Source organism: Pedobacter cryoconitis, from assembly GCF_003259615.1.
Classification (GTDB): Bacteria; Bacteroidota; Bacteroidia; order Sphingobacteriales; family Sphingobacteriaceae; genus Pedobacter; species Pedobacter cryoconitis.
In genome coordinates, this window is record NZ_QLLR01000006.1 from 112004 (window position 1) to 129653 (window position 17650).

A 17650-nucleotide genomic window follows, 5' to 3' on the forward strand; every position below is an offset into this window, starting at 1 on the left:
TGATATCCGGGTATTTGTTAACTAATATAAACTTCGCGAATATAATAACGTATGAGCCCAAATAGCAAACTTAATAAAATAAGATAAACCACATTCAGTTCCAGTTTGAGCAAAAGGAACAACGAAACGGCTACCCAGACCAGTGCAATCAGATCCAGATGCTGCAAGTTTACTCCGCCCGGAAAGATCACATCTTTCCCTAAAAACAGGGTCAGATTCAAAATTACCCCTACAACAGCGGCAGTAACCAGTTTCAGAACACCGCCGATTGTTTCATTGCCATGCGATTTTTCGATCATTGGCCCGCCAACAAATATAAATAGGAAACAGGGTAAAAAGGTGTAAAAAACAGTAATGAGCAGTGCGATACTCCCCATCAGCAGCGACCCGTGGAAATGATTGAAGCCAGCCATAAAACCGACAAAACCAACCACAATAATCAATGGCCCCGGTGTGGTTTCTGCAAGCGCAAAACCATCTACCATCTGCATCTTGGAAAGCCACGCTAATTTAGTGACTGCAAATTGTGCGACATAGGGCAGTACAGTATATGAACCTCCAATGGTCATAAAAGCAGACTGCGTAAAGAATAACGTCAATTCCTTCCAGAAAACATATTCAGCTGATAAACAGTAAAATATAGCTATGGGTATAAACCATAACAATAGAAAAACAGAGAGCTGTCTGATCAATGTTTTAATTTTAAAACTACGGCCCGGTTCTACTGAAGATGCGTTGATATAATAACCTGCCTCTTCCTGCAATGCCTGCCCTTCTATTTTATTTTTCCCATGCAATAAATCAGGCTTAAGATATTGGACAATTATTGCCAGTGTAATGCTGCCGCCAATAATCGCCAGCATGGAAACATTGAAAAAGAAAATACAGACGAAAGCAAGGCCTGCCACCAGGTAGTGTAAAAGACCGTTGAGTGATTTTTGCCCGACTTTATATAGGGCAATAATAATGATAGCAATCACTGCTGGTTTCAGGGCGTTGAACATCGCATAGATCCAGGGAAGGTTACCGTAAGACACGTAAACAATACTTAAAACTAAAAGGATAAGTACCGAAGGAACCACGAATAATATTCCGGCAGCCAACCCTCCTTTTTTGCCATGTAACTGCCAGCCGATATAAATAGCTAATTGCTGTGCCTCGGGCCCCGGCAACAGCATACAGATACTAAGTGCGTGAAAGAAACGGCTGTTGCTCACCCATTTCTTTTGACCAACTAAAAAATCGTGCATGATAGCAATGTGCCCTGCAGTTCCGCCAAAACTAATCCATCCTAACTTAAACCAAAACTTTAAAGCTTCTTTAAATCCGGGTTTCCCCAATCGTGTTTCTTCCATATATGATTAAGCTTAAAGATACGAAAAAAGGGCCTCTTTATTAATTTAAAGGCCCTTTAAGTGCTTAGTCAATCTGATATGTTACACGGTTTATCCTATTATTTAATGACCTTTAAAGTATCTTTTAATACAAGCTCTTTACTGGATGATCCGATCATTATTCTAAAGTCTCCGGGCTCAATAACAGTCTCCATTTCAGCGTTCAGCATTTGTAACATCTGGGGAGTAATTTCAAATGAAAGCTGTTTAGACTCCCCTGCTTTTAACTTCACACGCTCAAAGCCTTTCAATGCTAAAACTGGTGTGGCCACTGTACTCAGCAGATCGCGGATATACAGCTGCACAACTTCCTCTCCATCATAAGTCCCTGTGTTTTTTAACGTGAAGCTTGCGGTAATAGATTCTGTATCAGCGACCTGCTTTTTACTGAGAATCTCCCTTTTACTTAATTTCAGCTCCTTGTATTCGAATGTTGTATAACTCAGACCAAAGCCAAATGGAAAAAGAGGTTCACCACTCAGGTTATTGTAGTCATCGCCTCTTCCGGTTGGTTTATGATTATACACCAGTGGCAATTGCGATTCATGAACAGGATAAGTAACCGGTAAACGTCCGGCGGGATTATAGTCTCCGAATAATGTTTCTGCGACAGCATTTCCACCTTCTTCACCAGGATACCAGACCGCTAAAACTGCCGCAGCCTCATTGTACCAATTGTCCATAGTGATTGCACTGCCCCCAACTAATAAAACGATTACAGGTTTCCCGGATTTCTCCATGGCCTGAATAAGTTGTTCTTGGTTCCCTGGCAAGCTCAGCAAGGCGCGATCCTGGAATTCTCCTTCTTTAATTCCCGCAGTTACTACAATAACATCTGCTTGCTCAGCGAGTTGAACGGCATCAGCTAAATCTTTAGCACGGCTATCTGTCACTCCGTAATTCCAGATTAGTTTGATATGTGCGTTGCCTTTAGGTTCTTTAAATTCTACGCGGATTTGATAAGATTTGTCCTGCTCAAAAGAGAATGGAACTAGCCGGGCATGATAGGATCTTTTCTCCCATTGATCGATTAATAGTTTTCCATCCAGGTAAAAACGGAAGCCGTCATTCCCTTCCAGTCCAATTTGATAGGTCCCTGATTTTGGGGCTTTAATTTCTCCGTTCCAGCGAATCGCGTATTGATCTTTCGCTAAACGTTTATCGGGCGAGGATAGCGTCCACATAAAGTCAATTCCACGATCTATCCGGGCAAAAACTGGTTTACCGCTCAAAGTCAGGTTATCAAAGTATTCAGCGGAAAGCCCGGAGGCTGTATCTGTTTTCAGGAATTGCGGAGCTACGGGCAGATATAAAACAGGATCACGGGTGCTTCCTTTACTATAGATTACCTTAGCCTGCTCACCGGCCTTTTTTTTCATACCCTCTAAGATACTCACCTTACCATTACCAGTTCCGCTATAGCCTCCTAACCGGGCTTCTACAGCGTCCTCTCCAACAACCAGTATATTCTTAATATTTTGCAGAGGCAACACAGATTTTTCATTCTTCAGCAAAACAAATGATTTCAAAGCAGCTTGTTTCGCAATAGCTTTATGACTTTGGTCATTCAAAGCATTTTCAGCGTCCTTTTCGGAAACGTATGGGTTTTCAAAAAGTCCTAATTCAAATTTCGCCCTTAAAACCCTGGAAACCGCATCGTCTATCCGCTCCTTTGGAATTGAACCATCAAGAAAAGGTGGAATAAACAATTTATAGTGGGCATAGTCAGTCTGAAAAATCACATCCAGCCCTGCAATAATAGCTTGACTGGTGGCATCATGATAACCTGAAGCAGTATAATGCAGCACGTTTGCGCCACCAACTGCTCCGGCATCAGAAATCACAAACCCTTTAAAACCCCACTCATTTTTCAACTTTTGAGTGAGCAGATAGGCGTTTGAAGTAGCAGGGGTTCCATTCAGACTGTTATAGGCTGTCATTAAGGAACGGCTTTTACCCTGTTGGATGGTCGTTTTAAATGGAGGAAAATAGATTTCTTCCAGTAAGCGTTCCCCGGCGTGGATCGGATAACTGTCACGGCCACCATCGCCAACATTGGCTACAAAATGTTTAGGAGTGGTAATAATATTCTGTTTTTCAAACGCACTGACAAAAGCCAGTCCCATTTGAGAAGACAAAAAAGGATCTTCTCCGTAAGTTTCCTCGGTACGTCCCCAGCGCACATCCGAAGCGATATTCACTACAGGCGTTAAAATATCCCTGATCCCCCTGATCCTGGTTTCCTGAGCAATGGTGCTGGCTACCTGGTTCATCATCGCAGTATCAAAACTGGCTGCAAGACCAATGGACTGGGGAAAGGCTGTAGCCCCTTGTCTGACTAATCCATGAAGTGCCTCATCAAATGCAATGATAGGGATACCCAAACGGCTTTCTTTGACGAAATATCGCTGTATGGCATTAATCTTTTTGGCCAGTGTATAAGCGTTTTCCTTGGTATTATAGCTTAACATTTGTCCTGCACCGCCACCTCCCTGTGAAACTGCACTGACTTGTAAGCCAAAGATCCCATTTTTATACCGGTTCTTATCTACGCCGTCCAGATCTCCGGGAATCATAAAAAGCTGCCAGAATTTCTCTTCCGGTGTCATCCTGGAAAGCAAATCCTTCACCCTTTTTTCAATACTTACACCTGGATTTTTATACAAGGGCAAGGTTGAAGATGTTTTTACCCGGCTTTTATTTTTAACTACTTGTATTGTGTCGCTCGCAACAGCAACGTAACTTAATAAAGAGAGCAGGAACGGCAGTAAAATAACTTTATATTTCATTTATTTATCGTTTTCTGTCGGATAAACCAACAAGATTAAACTCAATACTTACTTCTTATAAAACCTGTAAACAATTAATTTTCAGGAACAAATTCAAAAGACAATGCTGCTTCCGAAGCTATAATACCCCTTGGTAATTCAACCGTGGTTTTATCATTTAATACTGTCCATTTCAACGGTTCACCTGTAGCAAGAAGCTTCAAGATAGTACCTTTTTTAGGGGAATTCCCAGTCCAGGTTATTGTTTTTGCAGGGTGCTCGTCAACGTTCGTGCAATAGATTGCGTACCTCAGTTTACCATCTTTGCCCTGCGTAAACCAGGTTTGACCACTGTGATAATTTTTAGTAATCCTGGTATTGTAGATAGCCTTCCCATTTTTAGCAGTCCATTGCCCAATATCATTTAACCTGGTCACTACATCAGCGGGTAATAAACCATCTGGCGTGGGCCCGACTCCCAGCAATAGGCTTCCGCCTTTAGCCACAATCTCCACGAGTTTGTGAATGACCTCACTGGCAGGCTTATATTGATCATTTGGCACAAATCCCCAAGCCCCGCCTAAAGTCATGCAGCTTTCCCAGGGATGATCCAATTGGGTATCAGGAATCTTTTGTTCAGGTGTCTGATAGTTTTCATAGGGCCCATGAACAGTCCGGTCTACCATTAAAATACCAGGTTGTGCTTTTCTGGCCATCCCGGCTATTTTAGGCATATCAATATCCTGGCTCCATTTTGGAATATCCGCGCCCCAGGAACGCACCTCTTCGTTCACAGTTTCCAGAGGCCTCACCCAACCACCATCAAGCCATAAAATATCAATACCGCCATAATGGGTCATGAGTTCTTCCAGCTGATTAAAGGCAAAGCTTTTAAACTTATTCCATCTCCATGGGTTTTTCTGAATATCATAATTGTTATTCCGGTTCGGGGTGGCATATTTGGACCACCAGTAATATTCAGAATGCCAGTCAGGTTTGGAAAAATAAGCACCAATCATAAAGCCTTCTTTTCTAAAGGAATCAAAAACATATTTTGCAACATCTGCTTTCGGATTATTTGCAAAAGGGCCTTTAGCGATACTAAAATCAGATTCCTTTGTGTCGAACATCGCAAAACCATCATGGTGTTTGGTCGTAAAAACAAGGTATTTCATGCCTGCGCTTTTACCAGCCTTTGCCCATTGATCCGGGTTGAAATGTACCGGATTAAAAGCTTTACTCAACCCCCAGTACCAGCGCTTATAATCGTCATAAGTTTTTGTACTATCGCGTTCTATCCAGTCTTCGGAACAGATTGACCACGATTCAATGATACCAGGTACGGCATACAATCCCCAATGGATGATCATACCAAATTTCTGATCCTGCCACTTGTCAAGTTTCTTTTTAACCAGCTGATCGGATGGCGCTTCATAAACAGTTGATTGTTGATGAACTCCATTTTCTTGTGCTGTCAATTTGCCAAAAGCACAAATCAGCAAGACTGCAATTATAATTTCTTTCTTCATTAGTATCATCATATTTGAACTGGTTTTCTCTGCTGAATATAAAAATGTCCCGGTTAAAAAGACTAACCGGGACAAGATATTAACTCTATTATTTTAAGCTTACTGCTGCCAGAAAATCTTGGTTTTACGCGTATCCTTAGCTTGAACAGCCTGGTAGTTTGCGCTATTTAATGTTTTTTCCAATGCAGGATATACTAATCTTGTTGGCGGTGTTTCAAAACCTGAAAGCTTACCATCAGCAGGAAAAGTTAACACTGGATAACCCGTTCTTCTATACTCTGACCATGCTTCTGTAGCTTGAAGGACACCAAAATGTGCCCATTTCTGGATGTAAATATTAGCCAGTTTCTCAGTTGCAGATCCGGTATAAGAGGCAGTTGATGAATTGATCCAGCTATCTACAACAGTTGGTGCAGGTGCCGGAAGGTTCACATATCCCCCCTGGTTCAAGTTATTCAAAAAGTAATAAAACGTTACTGATTGCCTCAATGCAGTTTCATAAGCAGTTTTAGCATTTCCTGTGCTTCCCCATCTTTCATAAGCTTCTGCTTTTAAAAGGTTCACTTCAGAAGCAGTTATTACGATTCCCGGCAATTTCTGGTTGAACAGAAAGGTTGCTGAATCCAGCACCGCATAGTCAGGAAATTTCGATTCCTGGTCTGTAGAGGTGAAGGTTACAGGCATTGCTTTATAAGTTTTGTTAGGTATAAATACATCTTTATTATCAATTTTCACCGTTCTTCCATATTTATCATAAATTACAGGAATACGCGGATCATTGGCAGTAACCATCACCGTATTCAGCATATAATCTGTTGCATACCAGCTACCTTCAGTAAAAGCAGCACGCAAGTCGCTTGTACTATTGGTTAATGGCTGCAATAAAATATCAGAAATACCAGGATTATAAGACCCGTTATTATCACCATCTGCCAGCGGAAAAGCGGCACTATTATTTAACATTTCCAAAACTGCAGTTCTGGCCGTGGCTTCATCTACTTTCGAGATACGCATCAGCAGTCTTAAGCGCAGCGAGTTAGCATAACGTGCCCATTTATTCATGTCACCTTTCAGCAGAATATCTGCTTTGCCAAAATCTTTGTTCGTCGTATTCGCTTTAAAATAAGCGCCTGCAGTTGCCAGATCTTTGATAAAAGAAGTATACAATTCTTTTTGATCATCAAATTTAGCGGGTTTGATCGTGCTTGATGTTTCCAGACTTCCGGTTTCACTGTAAGGAATATCTCCCCATAAGTCTACCATCTTCGCTGCTTGTTCTATTAAAACAACTTTTGCAGCCTGCATAATCGTGTTTTGAGTTATTTTTTCAGCTTCAGGAAGGGTATTGTATTTAACTTCCATGTTGCGGTATTGTGCCATACTCCCGCTGCCATTGCCGCCAGTAGCGTAAAAGTCATCCCAGTAATTCTGTGAATAACTATCGCTTTGCTGATAGGTGGTATTCCCGTTTGAGAAATAAGCAGTTTGTGCATATACACCCGGCATCTGCGATAAAAATGTACGTACATTCCAGTATTTGGCAGCTACCCTGTCGTTATTCAGCATGGCTGTAAAAAGACCTGCAAGACTTGCATTTTGTGCCTTTTCGGGATCATTATATTTAGCTGCGATGTCTTTTTTGCAACCCACGATACTGGTCATTGCAACTAACACAAAGCTTATATTGATAATTAATTTTTTCATCATAGTATATTTTAATGGGAATGAAATTCTTCCGCCTTGATTCATGTGATTAGAAATTCGCGCTTATAGAAAAACCATAGTTTCTTGATGCAGCTGTTGATCCCACATCTACTCCTTGTGACCACCATTTGTTACCTAATGGTGCTTCAGGATCCAGATCTTTCAGGGTACGCCAGATATAAAACAGGTTACGGCCAATCAGTGATACTCTTAAGTTATTGATCTTAAGCTTGCTGGTAAATGAGGCTGGTAATTTATAACTCAGCACCACTTCTCTCATTTTAATAAAGCTGTTATCCAAAACTTCTCCGTCTGTTAGTGATCCTTCTCCCCAGTTGTAGGTATTGAAGTAATAGTCTGCTGCAGAAACAACTTTTGTATTCGGTAAACCTGTTTTTTCGTTTGTACCTTTTAATAATACACCGTCGTCATAAGTTTTACCGCCGCTTGTATAAGTTAAACCTCCGTGTGCTGCGTCTCTGAATTCCATTGAATTTTCAAGCATCCCTGCGGCACGCATGAATTTCAGGTTTGGTGCTAACATTTTTCCACCAAAACGGCCGTCAATCGTAAAATCCAAGGATAAGTTACCGTAGCTGATGGTATTTGAAAAACCACCTACTACTTTCGGCATAATGTTGCCTGCTTTAACATAGGTTGTATTGTCCATCACATAATAACCGTCATCACTAATCACATAATTACCTTTGCTATCAGTGGCTCTTGGACGTACATAGATATTACCTAATTCTTCTCCTGCTTTCGCTACAATCTTCGCAGTTGCCTGGTCTGAGTTATAAAAATTCAGTTCCGTCATTCCTTCCATGAAAGAAATGATCCTTGATTTGTTGGAAGAGAAGTTCAAACGGGTATCCCAGCGGAATTTACCAGCTTTTACAGGCGTTGCATTTAAAGCAACTTCATATCCTCTGCTCCCGATTTCACCGACATTGACAATCTGACTGGCTGCACCTGTAGTGGTTGTCACTTGCAGGGGAACAATCTGATTTTTAACGCGGTTGTTATAATAACTTACATCCAGTCCTAAACGTCCGCCTAAAAAGCGTGTTTCCAAACCAAATTCGCCTTCATGTTTCATTTCTGGCAACAAGTTGTTATTTCCATATGCCCTGGCGGTAACCAAAGATGGAACTGAGCCATTGATAGTTTGAAGAGAGGTTTGTGTGTAAACAATATTCGCTTCATAAATTGGTGCCGGATTACCAACAACACCATAAGAAGCTCTTAACTTACCATAGTTCCAGAATTTCGGCAATTTGAAAACATCACTAAATACAAAACCACCATTCAATGAGTAGTAAGCATAAGAATTGTTTTGCGGAGGCAGTGTAGAAGCATATTCTTTACGGGCAGTACCTTCTAAAAACAAGAAATCTTTATAAGATAAATTCAGTATCCCTAAATAGGCATATTTCAATTGTTCTTTTCTAATATCAGAAGTTTCGGCAACACCGAATGAATTGTTTAGGGAGAACCAGTTTTCTGAAACTAATCCGTCTCTTGTATTGGATTTCTGATCTTTGTAAGTTTCTTTTCTACCTTGATAACCTCCACTTACGGATAGATTGAGGTCCTGACCTATTTTATTGGTGTAAGTTAACAATGCGTCTCCATACAAGATGGCATATTGTCCTTGTGTGGTTGCATAGCCGCCAGTACTGGTATTGCCATTTAATCCAACAGGATACTCGCTATATTCTCTGTTTTCTGTTCTTGATCCTGTATAATCGTTACCTATACGTCCTCTGAATTTCAGGTTTTTAGCGACATCATAGTTTAAGGTAAAGCTTGATAACAGCCTGTTTTCATTCTCTGTATATTCATTTTTTAATTGTTTCCAGTAAAAGTCAAGCAGGTTAGTTGCCCTGATACTGTAAATAAATGGTTCCGGACGTGTGGTTGCTGCCTGATCAAGCGGCGTATATTTATACCCGTTACTGGTCTGGAATTTCTGTTTCATCAGGTCCATATCTTCAGCTCTGCTAAAGTATCCGCCAAATGAACCCAGAACCTCACCAAGCTGGTATGGCCTGTTTTTAGTGAGTGTATTTACATAACTCACGATGATGTCTGCCGATAATTTCGAGCTTAATTTTACGGTAGAGTTCAGGTTAAATGAATTTTTCGAACCTGTGTTTCCTGGCTGCGTTCCTTTATAATCAAGGCGTGAGGCAGAGAAACGGTAGTTGATGGCATCACTTTGGTTAGAGATAGCCACGTTCGCATTAGAGGTATATCCTGTCTGATAAACATCTTTATAGTTATCAGGTTGTGGAGAATAGGAACGGATTGAGCCATCCCACCATTTCACTTGCTGACCTTCCATTTTAGGGCCAAAATTTGCATAGGCTCTGAAATATGGCCTGACCCCACTTGGAGAATCTGCTTCTGTAATCCAGCCATCTTCTCTGCCTGTATTCGCTAAATTGATTGACCTGCTATAGCCAGGGCCATATACATTTTGAAAATTAGGCAAAAAGGCAACTTCATCAACAGATCCCTGGTAATTGAAATCAACACCCAATCCTCTTCCTTTTGTTCCTTTTTTAGTAGTAATTACCACAACACCGCTTCCTGCGTCAGAACCGTATAATGCAGATGCACTTGCGCCTTTCAAAATAGTCAGACTTTCAATATCTGCCGGGTTAATATCCAGGATACCATTTCCACGAATCCGCTGATCACTGCCGTAACTGTTATTGTTAGCTCCGGCAGCTCCGTTCTGACCATCGTTTCTAATCATTACTCCATCTACAACGTATAAAGGTTGCTGGTTATAACTGATAGAGTTAATTCCGCGGATCTGTACATTCACTGCACTACTTGCTCCACCGGGTGCAGTTGTAATTTTTACTCCTGCTGCTTTACCGTATAAAGCGGAGGCAAAGTTTGTATTTCCGGCCTCTGTTAATTGTTTAGCAGTTACTGTACTCACCGCATAACCCAATGACTTTTCTTGTCTTTTAATCCCTAAAGCGGTGGTTACCACAACCTCGTTCAGGTTATTTTCGCTTTCTTTCAAAGTGACATTTAAAGCTTCCTGGCTTCCAACAGTAAGCTCTTGTCGGGCATAACCTACTGCAGAGAAAGTTAGGACATCATTGGCTCCGGCAGTAATAGAGAATTTTCCTGAGCCATTGGTTTGGGTGACTTTAGTAGTTCCTTTTACAGTAATACTAACGCCAGGTACAGGGCCCGAGGCATCCCTGACTGTCCCTGTAAGGGTTTTTTGTGCAAAAGCGTTCACTGTTAACAACGTTAACAAGAAAACACTTAAATACTTTAAGTAAATTTTTCTCATGTTTGGTGGGTTTAGGATAATAATTCGATTTAGTTTTATTGGGGGATAATTGTTATTGCGGATTAAATATGGAGGGTTAATCAAATTCACAATGCTCAATGACCAGGCTCGCTCCTGCTAATAATTCAGCATCTGCAGCTAGTTCTGAGAGCACTATTGAAGTCTGAGCTGCTATCCTTGGAATACAGAATTCATTGATAGCTTGTTGTATAGGAGGTAGTAATATTTTACCGGCTGCTGCACCGCGTCCGCTCAGGACAATACATTCGGGATTCATAATGTGAATCAGCGTTGCAACGCCCTTTCCAATATGAAAGGCTGCTTCAGAAAGGATGGAAACAGCTAATGGGTCGTGGTTACGTGCGGCTTCTAAGAATAATTCACCTGTATTTCTGTTTTCATCTTTAAAAAGTTCAGTCATACTGGTTGCTTCGCCAGCTTCCATCGCCAGTTTAGCTTTCTGGGTCATTACTAGTAAAGAGGTTTCAACTTCAAGACAGCCCCGTTTGCCGCAAGAACATAAGCTATTGGTATTGGATAAAGGAATATGGCTGAATTCACCTGCATAACCGCTGTTTCCACGGTATAAATTGCCGTTTATAATCATCCCAAGACCAGTTCCCCAGCCAATGTTAACGACCATCACATCTTTCATCCCCACTGCTGCACCAAAGAATAATTCCGCATTCGCAATCAGACGTGAATCATTGTCAATAAATACAGGGAGTTTGAGTTTGGCTGTTAAATATTTGCCAAGGTGTGAGCCGTCTTTGGTTTTAAGGTGTGTATAGTTTACGCCTTCTTCTGCACTGATAAAACCAGGCATACCGATTCCAATACCCAGGAAGTTCTTCTTATCAATACCAGATGCGTTTATGTTTTCAGCAATAAATGAAACCAGCTTATCTACTGCTTCTTCATCATCCAGGATGTCAAGTTCTAATTTTTTAATAGGAAGGATGATCTTATTCGCCAGATCGTAAATGATCATACGGACGGTGAACTGATCTGTGGCTACAGAAATAACATAGCGTTGTTTTTCTATATTTAATAGAAATAAAGAGGCCCTTCTTCCCCCCGTTGAGGGTCCCAGGCCTTGTTCTTGAACATACCCCTCTAAAACAAGGTCGTTCACGACCTTAGTAACCAGTGGTAAGCTTTTAACAGTCAGTTTACTGAGCTCTGTTAGAGAAAGAGGTTTTTTATAATAAAGTTGCTTGATAATATCAACGCGTAATAACTCTCTATTATTCATAGCTGCAATAGTCTGGTTTAGTTGTCTTTACCAAACTTAATAATTAAATTCTAAACATCACTAATACTTTTTATTTTTTTTAATAAGTCTTAGCAATGTTTAGAATTTAATTATTAACCATATTATAGACAGGCTATTTTCTCATCGAATAATTTATTCTTTTTTGATAATACTAATTTCACCTGTTCTTTCTAAACGTGCTTCATTAATCGCGTTCAGATCGTTCAGGTTACCATTTATCCGGACGCTTTCCATCAGATCACCTTTAGACATTAAACTTTTATCCAGATTTTTCTGCTCTATTTTTCCGTGTTTATACAATATTCTTTCAGATCCTTTGATCAGCAGGTCAACCCATTTATGATGCAAGCTTGCCCAGGCTAGCACACGGTGTGTCATCACCAGTACAAAACCAGCGGTAACGGTAGGCAGGAAAGCAGATGCTCCGACTACAACCCTGCTTAGTAACGCACCGATTGTGATGACAATGATATTATCAAAAGCAGTCTTTTTACTAAAAGTACGGGTACCGGAAATTCTGATAAAAATCAGGGTTATCGCATACAATACAAGTGCGCGGCATCCCATATTTAATGCGTTAAGGTCTTTACCCTCACCGAATATCCTGAGCATGATGTCCATCATATATTGATTATGTTTATCAGACAGGTTGATTATATCTGTCAGATATGTTCATCGTGGTATAAATCAATTTCACGGCCTGCACGCTCCACAAGATATTCAGTAAGCGTTATATCTTCATCATCATCCCCGGTTGGATCTGGTTCATACATGGGCAGATCTCCGGCCACGACATCTGCTGGCGGAACTTGTTCCCAATTGTGCCCGTCAAAATAAATGGCTCCCAATATCCCTCCATAATAAATTACTTTGAAATACCCTTTGTCGTCGGGCAGAATGGTTAAGGTGATTTCCTTATTACTGTGTTCGATTTTAATATTAAATGGTTCCATATGCTGATTGCTACCCTTTTGTGGGTGAAAGGTTTAAACATCAGCTTATTTAAAATGTTTTTGAATTCTACGGAAGATCTTTTTTAAATTGTTCAAATAGCTCAGGGTTCAGGAATTTAAAGTTCTTTTTTAAATCAGCTTGCTCATCATCGGCGGCTACGATTACAAAATCGCTTGTTTTATTCAGCTTAAATTTATTAAGGCCTGCTTTGAGTTTAAGTGTCACGTTTAAGATTGCTTTTTTAGCCGCCGCATATTTTTGCTTCATTTCTGTTTCCTGATTATAGAAGTCAAAAAAGTTCTCCGTTTCCTGATCCATACTGACTTCAATATTATATTTATAGTCTGCGGGGTTCCAGATGATCCATTTAGCATTTTTTCCTTCCGTTTGCAATTGTTCCTTTTCGGCTTTAGTGCCATAAGCAATAGCTGGCGGAAAAAAATCAGTATTCCCATAGTGAATATACAAACAGAATAATTCTTCTTGTATAGGGTTCTCGTGGATGTTTCGCTGAAGTACGGCGAATAATCTTTCTTCAGCCATAGCAGTAAGCTGTGTGAAGCTTATTGATTTATCGGGTTTCTGGTAAATGACCCGCTCCTGGTTTTCGGTAATGGTTTCCAGCAGGCCAAACTGATCATATTTGTATTGGTGATCTCTATTGGTTTCAAAATTATCAAATTCCAGGTGACATTTCTTTTCGATCAGCTTTTGATGGCTGTCATAATGATAGTCTGCATGATCACATATACATTGACTATCAGCAACAGTGATATGTTTGATAAGCTGGCCTTGCTCTTCATAGAATTCCGAAATACTTTCTATTTCCTGATCATCGTAAGAAAATCTATAACAGGTTATGGTATTCTGGGTCCTGATAAAAAACGTCTCATAAAAATATTGCTCAAAGCTGGTATATTGTCTTACAACAATGATTTCCCCCGCCTCATTTAAGCCATAATGATGGTGATTTGCTTTTTTTGCAGGCGCTGCTTTGAGTTTACGCCCTTTTGACCAGTTATTACTTTCATAGTGAAAAGGTTCAGGGTTATATAAATCGCTTGTTGCCCAAAACCAAACTGCAACCTGATTTTCGGTTTCGCTTTTTAACTGCTCAAAGTCCGCTTTTGTAAAGTGCTCAATTTTTCTTTTAAGATCAGCTATTTCTTTCATTATAGAATATTCTTACAGTAACGAATTATCAATGACCGCTAAGATAGTTGAATAGCTTTCTTACCCAGCTATTTATTAAACTTAAATCAACAACGTTGTTCATATTAAATAAATAATTGTATTTTTATTCCAGTTCGGGAACGTTCCCGAACTGGAATAACCTATTGATAGATAGGTTACGGGCAAAACATTAAACCAAATAAATAACCAAATAGTATGAACAAAAAAACATCTTGCCTACTCGGGAAGACTGTCCTTTTTATGGGCTTTTTTCTCTCCTTTACTGCGTGCAAAAAATCAATAACCACCGACCCTGTACCAGCAAAACAATTTAAACAGATTCAAGTAGACGCGGCTACCGGTTCCGGCAGTGACGTGATGATGCAGGCATTTTACTGGGACGTTCCTCAGGGCGGCTGGTGGAATGTATTAAATGATAAGATCCCGGCCTGGAAAGCAGCGGGAATTGGGGCAATATGGCTCCCTCCTGCTACTAAAGCACAAGGTGGCGCGACAAGTATGGGTTATGATCCATATGATTATTTCGATTTCGGCAGTTACAATCAAATGGGTACCAAACCTACAAGGTTTGGTGACTCAACCAGTCTTGGGAAATTGATAACCACAGCGCACAATAATAGTATAAAAGTATATGCTGACATTGTTCTCAATCATTGCAGCGGGGGAACTTTAGAGGCCAATCCTTATACCAGTACCAGTACTTATACGAAGTTCACTCCACTATCCGGTAAATTCCAGCGTACTTACAGTGATTTTCACCCAAATGATATAGAAGCTGCTGATGAAGGTGCTTTTGCCGGTTTCCCTGATCTTTGCCACAAAAAGGCAAATGTGTCTAATTGGATCTATAATGCTTCTTATAGCATGTCCAAATTCTACAAAAACAGCCTTCACTTTGATGGATTTCGTTTTGATTATGTCAAAGGATATGGTGCCTGGGTAGTTAAAAACTTTGTCAACAGCGTTGGTGGCCCTGCTGCTGTATTTGCTGTTGGTGAGGAATGGGATGGAAATGCGGCAAACTTACAGAATTGGGTAGATGCGACTGAGCAGACCTCTTCGGCTTTTGATTTTGCTTGTTTTTATGCGATGCACAGTGCTTTTGACACCAATGATCTGACTCGTCTTAATGATGATATGTTATTAAAAAGAAATGCAGCGAAGGCAGTTACTTTCGTGAGTAACCATGATACTGATATTACCACGAATAAGTACTCTGCTTATGCTTATATCATGACTCATGAAGGTTACCCTTGCGTTTTCTATAAGGATTATGAGAATTTGCTGGACAAAAACAGGATGAATAACCTGATCTGGATTCATAAAAATCTGGCTGGAGGAACAACGACAAATCTATATTCAGCTACCGATCAATATATTGACAGAAGAAACGGATATGGTACACTTCCTGGGTTAGTTGTTTATTTTAATGGTAGTGATAACTGGCAGCAACAGTGGGTAAGTACTAACTGGGGTGGCAAAAAAATAAAGGAATATACCGGGGCATCGGGTTGGGAACCAACTGTAGCTGCTGACGGCAGGGTTCTGATCCAGGCCCCGCCACACGCGTATTCGATCTGGTCTGTTACTGGTATATAAAATTATAATTTATTATCAGGAGGCTGAGGTGATTTGGTAGTTGCTTCAGCTCCTGATAACTTATCTATATTAAATAAACCTGATCTTCATTTAAACATACCTGACCCCCATTTAAACACACCCATCCTCATCAATTCCTATGAAAAAAATCATTCCTTTAATCCTGCTCACTTTACTTTTTGCCTGTAAAAATCATTCCGAAACTAAAAGGATCAAAGGTGATTTGAATTATTCACCTATGAGTATGCAATCTGAGTTAATAGCGGCCGCATTCAGCCTGACTGGCACTATCAAAACACAGGAATTGCAGGCAGATATTGAACTCAGCAATCCGGGCAACAGCGATTTAACCATTAGCGAAATTGAAATAGCCACAGGAGAAGGACTCCGTTCTTTACCTAAAACCGGAAGCACCGGACCAATTGTCCTGAAACCCGGAGAAAACAAAGCCCTTTCGTTAAAATTTCAACCTTTAAATGAACTTAGAGAATATCAGCTTACAGGAAGGAATGGATACTTTAAGTCCCTTTACAATCTTGTAATTAATTACAGCGCGAAAGAAGATAAGTCTGCAGTAGTTAAAGATGATGGCGGATTCAAGGCTTATAGTAGTTCTCCAACATTATTGAGCATGACAACAACTTTAGCACCAGCTGACTATAAAGCATATCTCGAAAAATATCAAATTAAGACTACCAGTTATTCATTGGATACAAAGTCCGGTTTCACCAAAAAACAGATTGCTTATTTGAAAGGTATAAAACAGGTCAAACAGCCTCCGTTTGTTTATGTAAGTGATCAGGAAATTGCACTTTCAGGTGTAAATTTCAGGTTAAGAAGTTATCAGGAGCGGGATACGCTAAATGCAGAAATATTTATAGTGAACCATTCCAGCTTTCCTGTAAAAATAAATAAAGACAAGCTGGACATCAGGTATCCCGGAGAATCTTCTTCAGTTCATTTGAAGGATGTAGTAACGGTAGAAAAGATCTCAGGATCAAAACAAGATCTCTATACAATAGAAAAAGGCGACCGTATTTTAATCCGTCTTAAAAAGCCATTTAAAACCACAGCAGAAAAGGTCGTATTATCATTTAATAAAGCATTTGCATTCGATGACCAGGTTCCTTTATTTAAAAATAACATTGAATTGATAAAAGTAGATTTACCGTAAGAAATACAGGTTTATCATTTCACCAGCTGAAATTTAACATATAATCACCTGATATTTATCTTCATATTATCACAGGGTATTATTCTGAACAAGACTTAGGTTTTCTTCAATTGTTTTAATGCCCTGTTTAAACTTCGGATAGTAATGCCAAGGTAAGCAGCCATATCATCCCTGCTCAGCTCGATTTCTTCTTCTTTTTGAAGCTGAAGTAATTTAGAAAGACCGTGTTCTAAAGAATATAATTGCTGAAAAGAAGCTCTGCTGCTTGTATTCAGGAGACGATCGGATAATTCCTGCAGCAGTATTTTATTCATTTCAAGATTTTTATCTACTAAGGACATAAAAAAAGAGGCGGATAAACAATAAGCCTTAACAGCAATAATCGCTTCCACAGTACAAAGACATGTACTGTTTTTCAGTGCTTCTATTTCACCAATAATTTGTCCTTTACCCAAAAATTCAAACAAGTAATCTTTGTCGTTTTCTTCAGTCAGGTAACATTTTGCAATTCCCTCGCTGAGAATAAACACTTTACCGATCTTAATATCCTGTTCGAGTAATCTTTCCCCTTTATTAAAAGACCTCAGAATAATGTCTTCTTTTCTTTCCTGACTTGTATAAAGACGTTCAGTGAAGGCTAATAAATCGGCATTGGTTCTTAACATATAAATGGTTCGGGACAATTGTCCTTTTTAGGGAATTAAAGTGTTTTACTTTTGCAGCTATTCAAACAAAA

At 39.9% G+C, this 17650-nt stretch carries 12 protein-coding genes; 2 read left to right on the forward strand and 10 right to left on the reverse strand.

Annotation, left to right across the window (positions count from 1 at the left end; translation table 11 throughout):
- Positions 1-17: 17 nt before the first annotated feature.
- From chrA to LY11_RS09250, 9 genes are all read right to left on the reverse strand, one after another.
- Positions 18-1355 carry a chromate efflux transporter gene (gene chrA, locus LY11_RS09210; protein ID WP_111633426.1) on the reverse strand — a complete coding sequence of 446 codons (1338 nt, stop codon included), beginning with the start codon at positions 1353-1355 and terminating at the stop codon, positions 18-20.
- 98 nt (positions 1356-1453) lie between these two features.
- The gene (locus LY11_RS09215) at positions 1454-4183 is read right to left on the reverse strand and encodes a glycoside hydrolase family 3 protein (protein WP_111633427.1); all 2730 of its coding nucleotides are present in this window, start codon (positions 4181-4183) and stop codon (positions 1454-1456) included.
- Between the two features lie 74 nt (positions 4184-4257).
- Positions 4258-5691 (reverse strand): alpha-L-fucosidase, encoded by a 1434-nt coding sequence (locus LY11_RS09220; RefSeq protein WP_111633501.1) that lies wholly within the window; start codon positions 5689-5691, stop codon positions 4258-4260.
- A gap of 99 nt (positions 5692-5790) precedes the next feature.
- Positions 5791-7398 (reverse strand): SusD/RagB family nutrient-binding outer membrane lipoprotein, encoded by a 1608-nt coding sequence (locus tag LY11_RS09225; RefSeq protein WP_245952684.1) that lies wholly within the window; start codon positions 7396-7398, stop codon positions 5791-5793.
- Between the two features lie 46 nt (positions 7399-7444).
- Positions 7445-10717 (reverse strand): SusC/RagA family TonB-linked outer membrane protein, encoded by a 3273-nt coding sequence (locus LY11_RS09230; RefSeq protein ID WP_111633428.1) that lies wholly within the window; start codon positions 10715-10717, stop codon positions 7445-7447.
- Positions 10718-10793: 76 nt separating this feature from the next.
- Complete coding sequence (locus tag LY11_RS09235) at positions 10794-11972, reverse strand: ROK family protein (RefSeq protein ID WP_111633429.1); 1179 nt, start codon at positions 11970-11972, stop codon at positions 10794-10796.
- 153 nt (positions 11973-12125) lie between these two features.
- Positions 12126-12617 (reverse strand): DUF421 domain-containing protein, encoded by a 492-nt coding sequence (locus LY11_RS09240; RefSeq protein ID WP_111633430.1) that lies wholly within the window; start codon positions 12615-12617, stop codon positions 12126-12128.
- Positions 12618-12655: 38 nt separating this feature from the next.
- On the reverse strand, positions 12656-12946 hold the full coding sequence (locus LY11_RS09245; RefSeq protein ID WP_111633431.1) for a hypothetical protein: 291 nt from the start codon (positions 12944-12946) through the stop codon (positions 12656-12658).
- 67 nt (positions 12947-13013) lie between these two features.
- Positions 13014-14120 carry a hypothetical protein gene (locus tag LY11_RS09250; RefSeq protein WP_111633432.1) on the reverse strand — a complete coding sequence of 369 codons (1107 nt, stop codon included), beginning with the start codon at positions 14118-14120 and terminating at the stop codon, positions 13014-13016.
- Positions 14121-14336: 216 nt separating this feature from the next.
- Here LY11_RS09250 and LY11_RS09255 point away from each other — a divergent pair, with 216 nt between their 5' ends.
- Together LY11_RS09255 and LY11_RS09260 are read left to right on the forward strand one after the other, a co-directional pair.
- Positions 14337-15740: an alpha-amylase gene (locus tag LY11_RS09255; RefSeq protein ID WP_111633433.1), complete on the forward strand. Its 1404-nt coding sequence runs from the start codon at positions 14337-14339 to the stop codon at positions 15738-15740.
- Positions 15741-15879: 139 nt separating this feature from the next.
- On the forward strand, positions 15880-16914 hold the full coding sequence (locus tag LY11_RS09260; RefSeq protein WP_111633434.1) for a hypothetical protein: 1035 nt from the start codon (positions 15880-15882) through the stop codon (positions 16912-16914).
- A 95-nt stretch (positions 16915-17009) separates the two neighbouring features.
- Here the strand turns inward: LY11_RS09260 and LY11_RS09265 are convergent, their stop codons facing one another.
- Positions 17010-17579, reverse strand: a complete 570-nt coding sequence (locus LY11_RS09265) for a Crp/Fnr family transcriptional regulator (protein ID WP_111633435.1) — start codon at positions 17577-17579, stop codon at positions 17010-17012.
- Positions 17580-17650: the final 71 nt, after the last annotated feature.

Bases quoted from the DNA above. Each gene is read 5' to 3' on its own strand.
- chrA (WP_111633426.1), bottom strand. From the start codon at position 1,355: ATGGAAGAAACACGATTGGGGAAACCCGGATTTAAAGAAGCTTTAAAG.
- LY11_RS09240 (WP_111633430.1), bottom strand. From the start codon at position 12,617: ATGATGGACATCATGCTCAGGATATTCGGTGAGGGTAAAGACCTTAAC.
- LY11_RS09250 (WP_111633432.1), bottom strand. From the start codon at position 14,120: ATGAAAGAAATAGCTGATCTTAAAAGAAAAATTGAGCACTTTACAAAA.
- LY11_RS09215 (WP_111633427.1), bottom strand. From the start codon at position 4,183: ATGAAATATAAAGTTATTTTACTGCCGTTCCTGCTCTCTTTATTAAGT.
- LY11_RS09255 (WP_111633433.1), top strand. From the start codon at position 14,337: ATGAACAAAAAAACATCTTGCCTACTCGGGAAGACTGTCCTTTTTATG.
- LY11_RS09235 (WP_111633429.1), bottom strand. From the start codon at position 11,972: ATGAATAATAGAGAGTTATTACGCGTTGATATTATCAAGCAACTTTAT.
- LY11_RS09260 (WP_111633434.1), top strand. From the start codon at position 15,880: ATGAAAAAAATCATTCCTTTAATCCTGCTCACTTTACTTTTTGCCTGT.
- LY11_RS09225 (WP_245952684.1), bottom strand. From the start codon at position 7,398: ATGATGAAAAAATTAATTATCAATATAAGCTTTGTGTTAGTTGCAATG.
- LY11_RS09245 (WP_111633431.1), bottom strand. From the start codon at position 12,946: ATGGAACCATTTAATATTAAAATCGAACACAGTAATAAGGAAATCACC.
- LY11_RS09265 (WP_111633435.1), bottom strand. From the start codon at position 17,579: ATGTTAAGAACCAATGCCGATTTATTAGCCTTCACTGAACGTCTTTAT.
- LY11_RS09230 (WP_111633428.1), bottom strand. From the start codon at position 10,717: ATGAGAAAAATTTACTTAAAGTATTTAAGTGTTTTCTTGTTAACGTTG.
- LY11_RS09220 (WP_111633501.1), bottom strand. From the start codon at position 5,691: ATGAAGAAAGAAATTATAATTGCAGTCTTGCTGATTTGTGCTTTTGGC.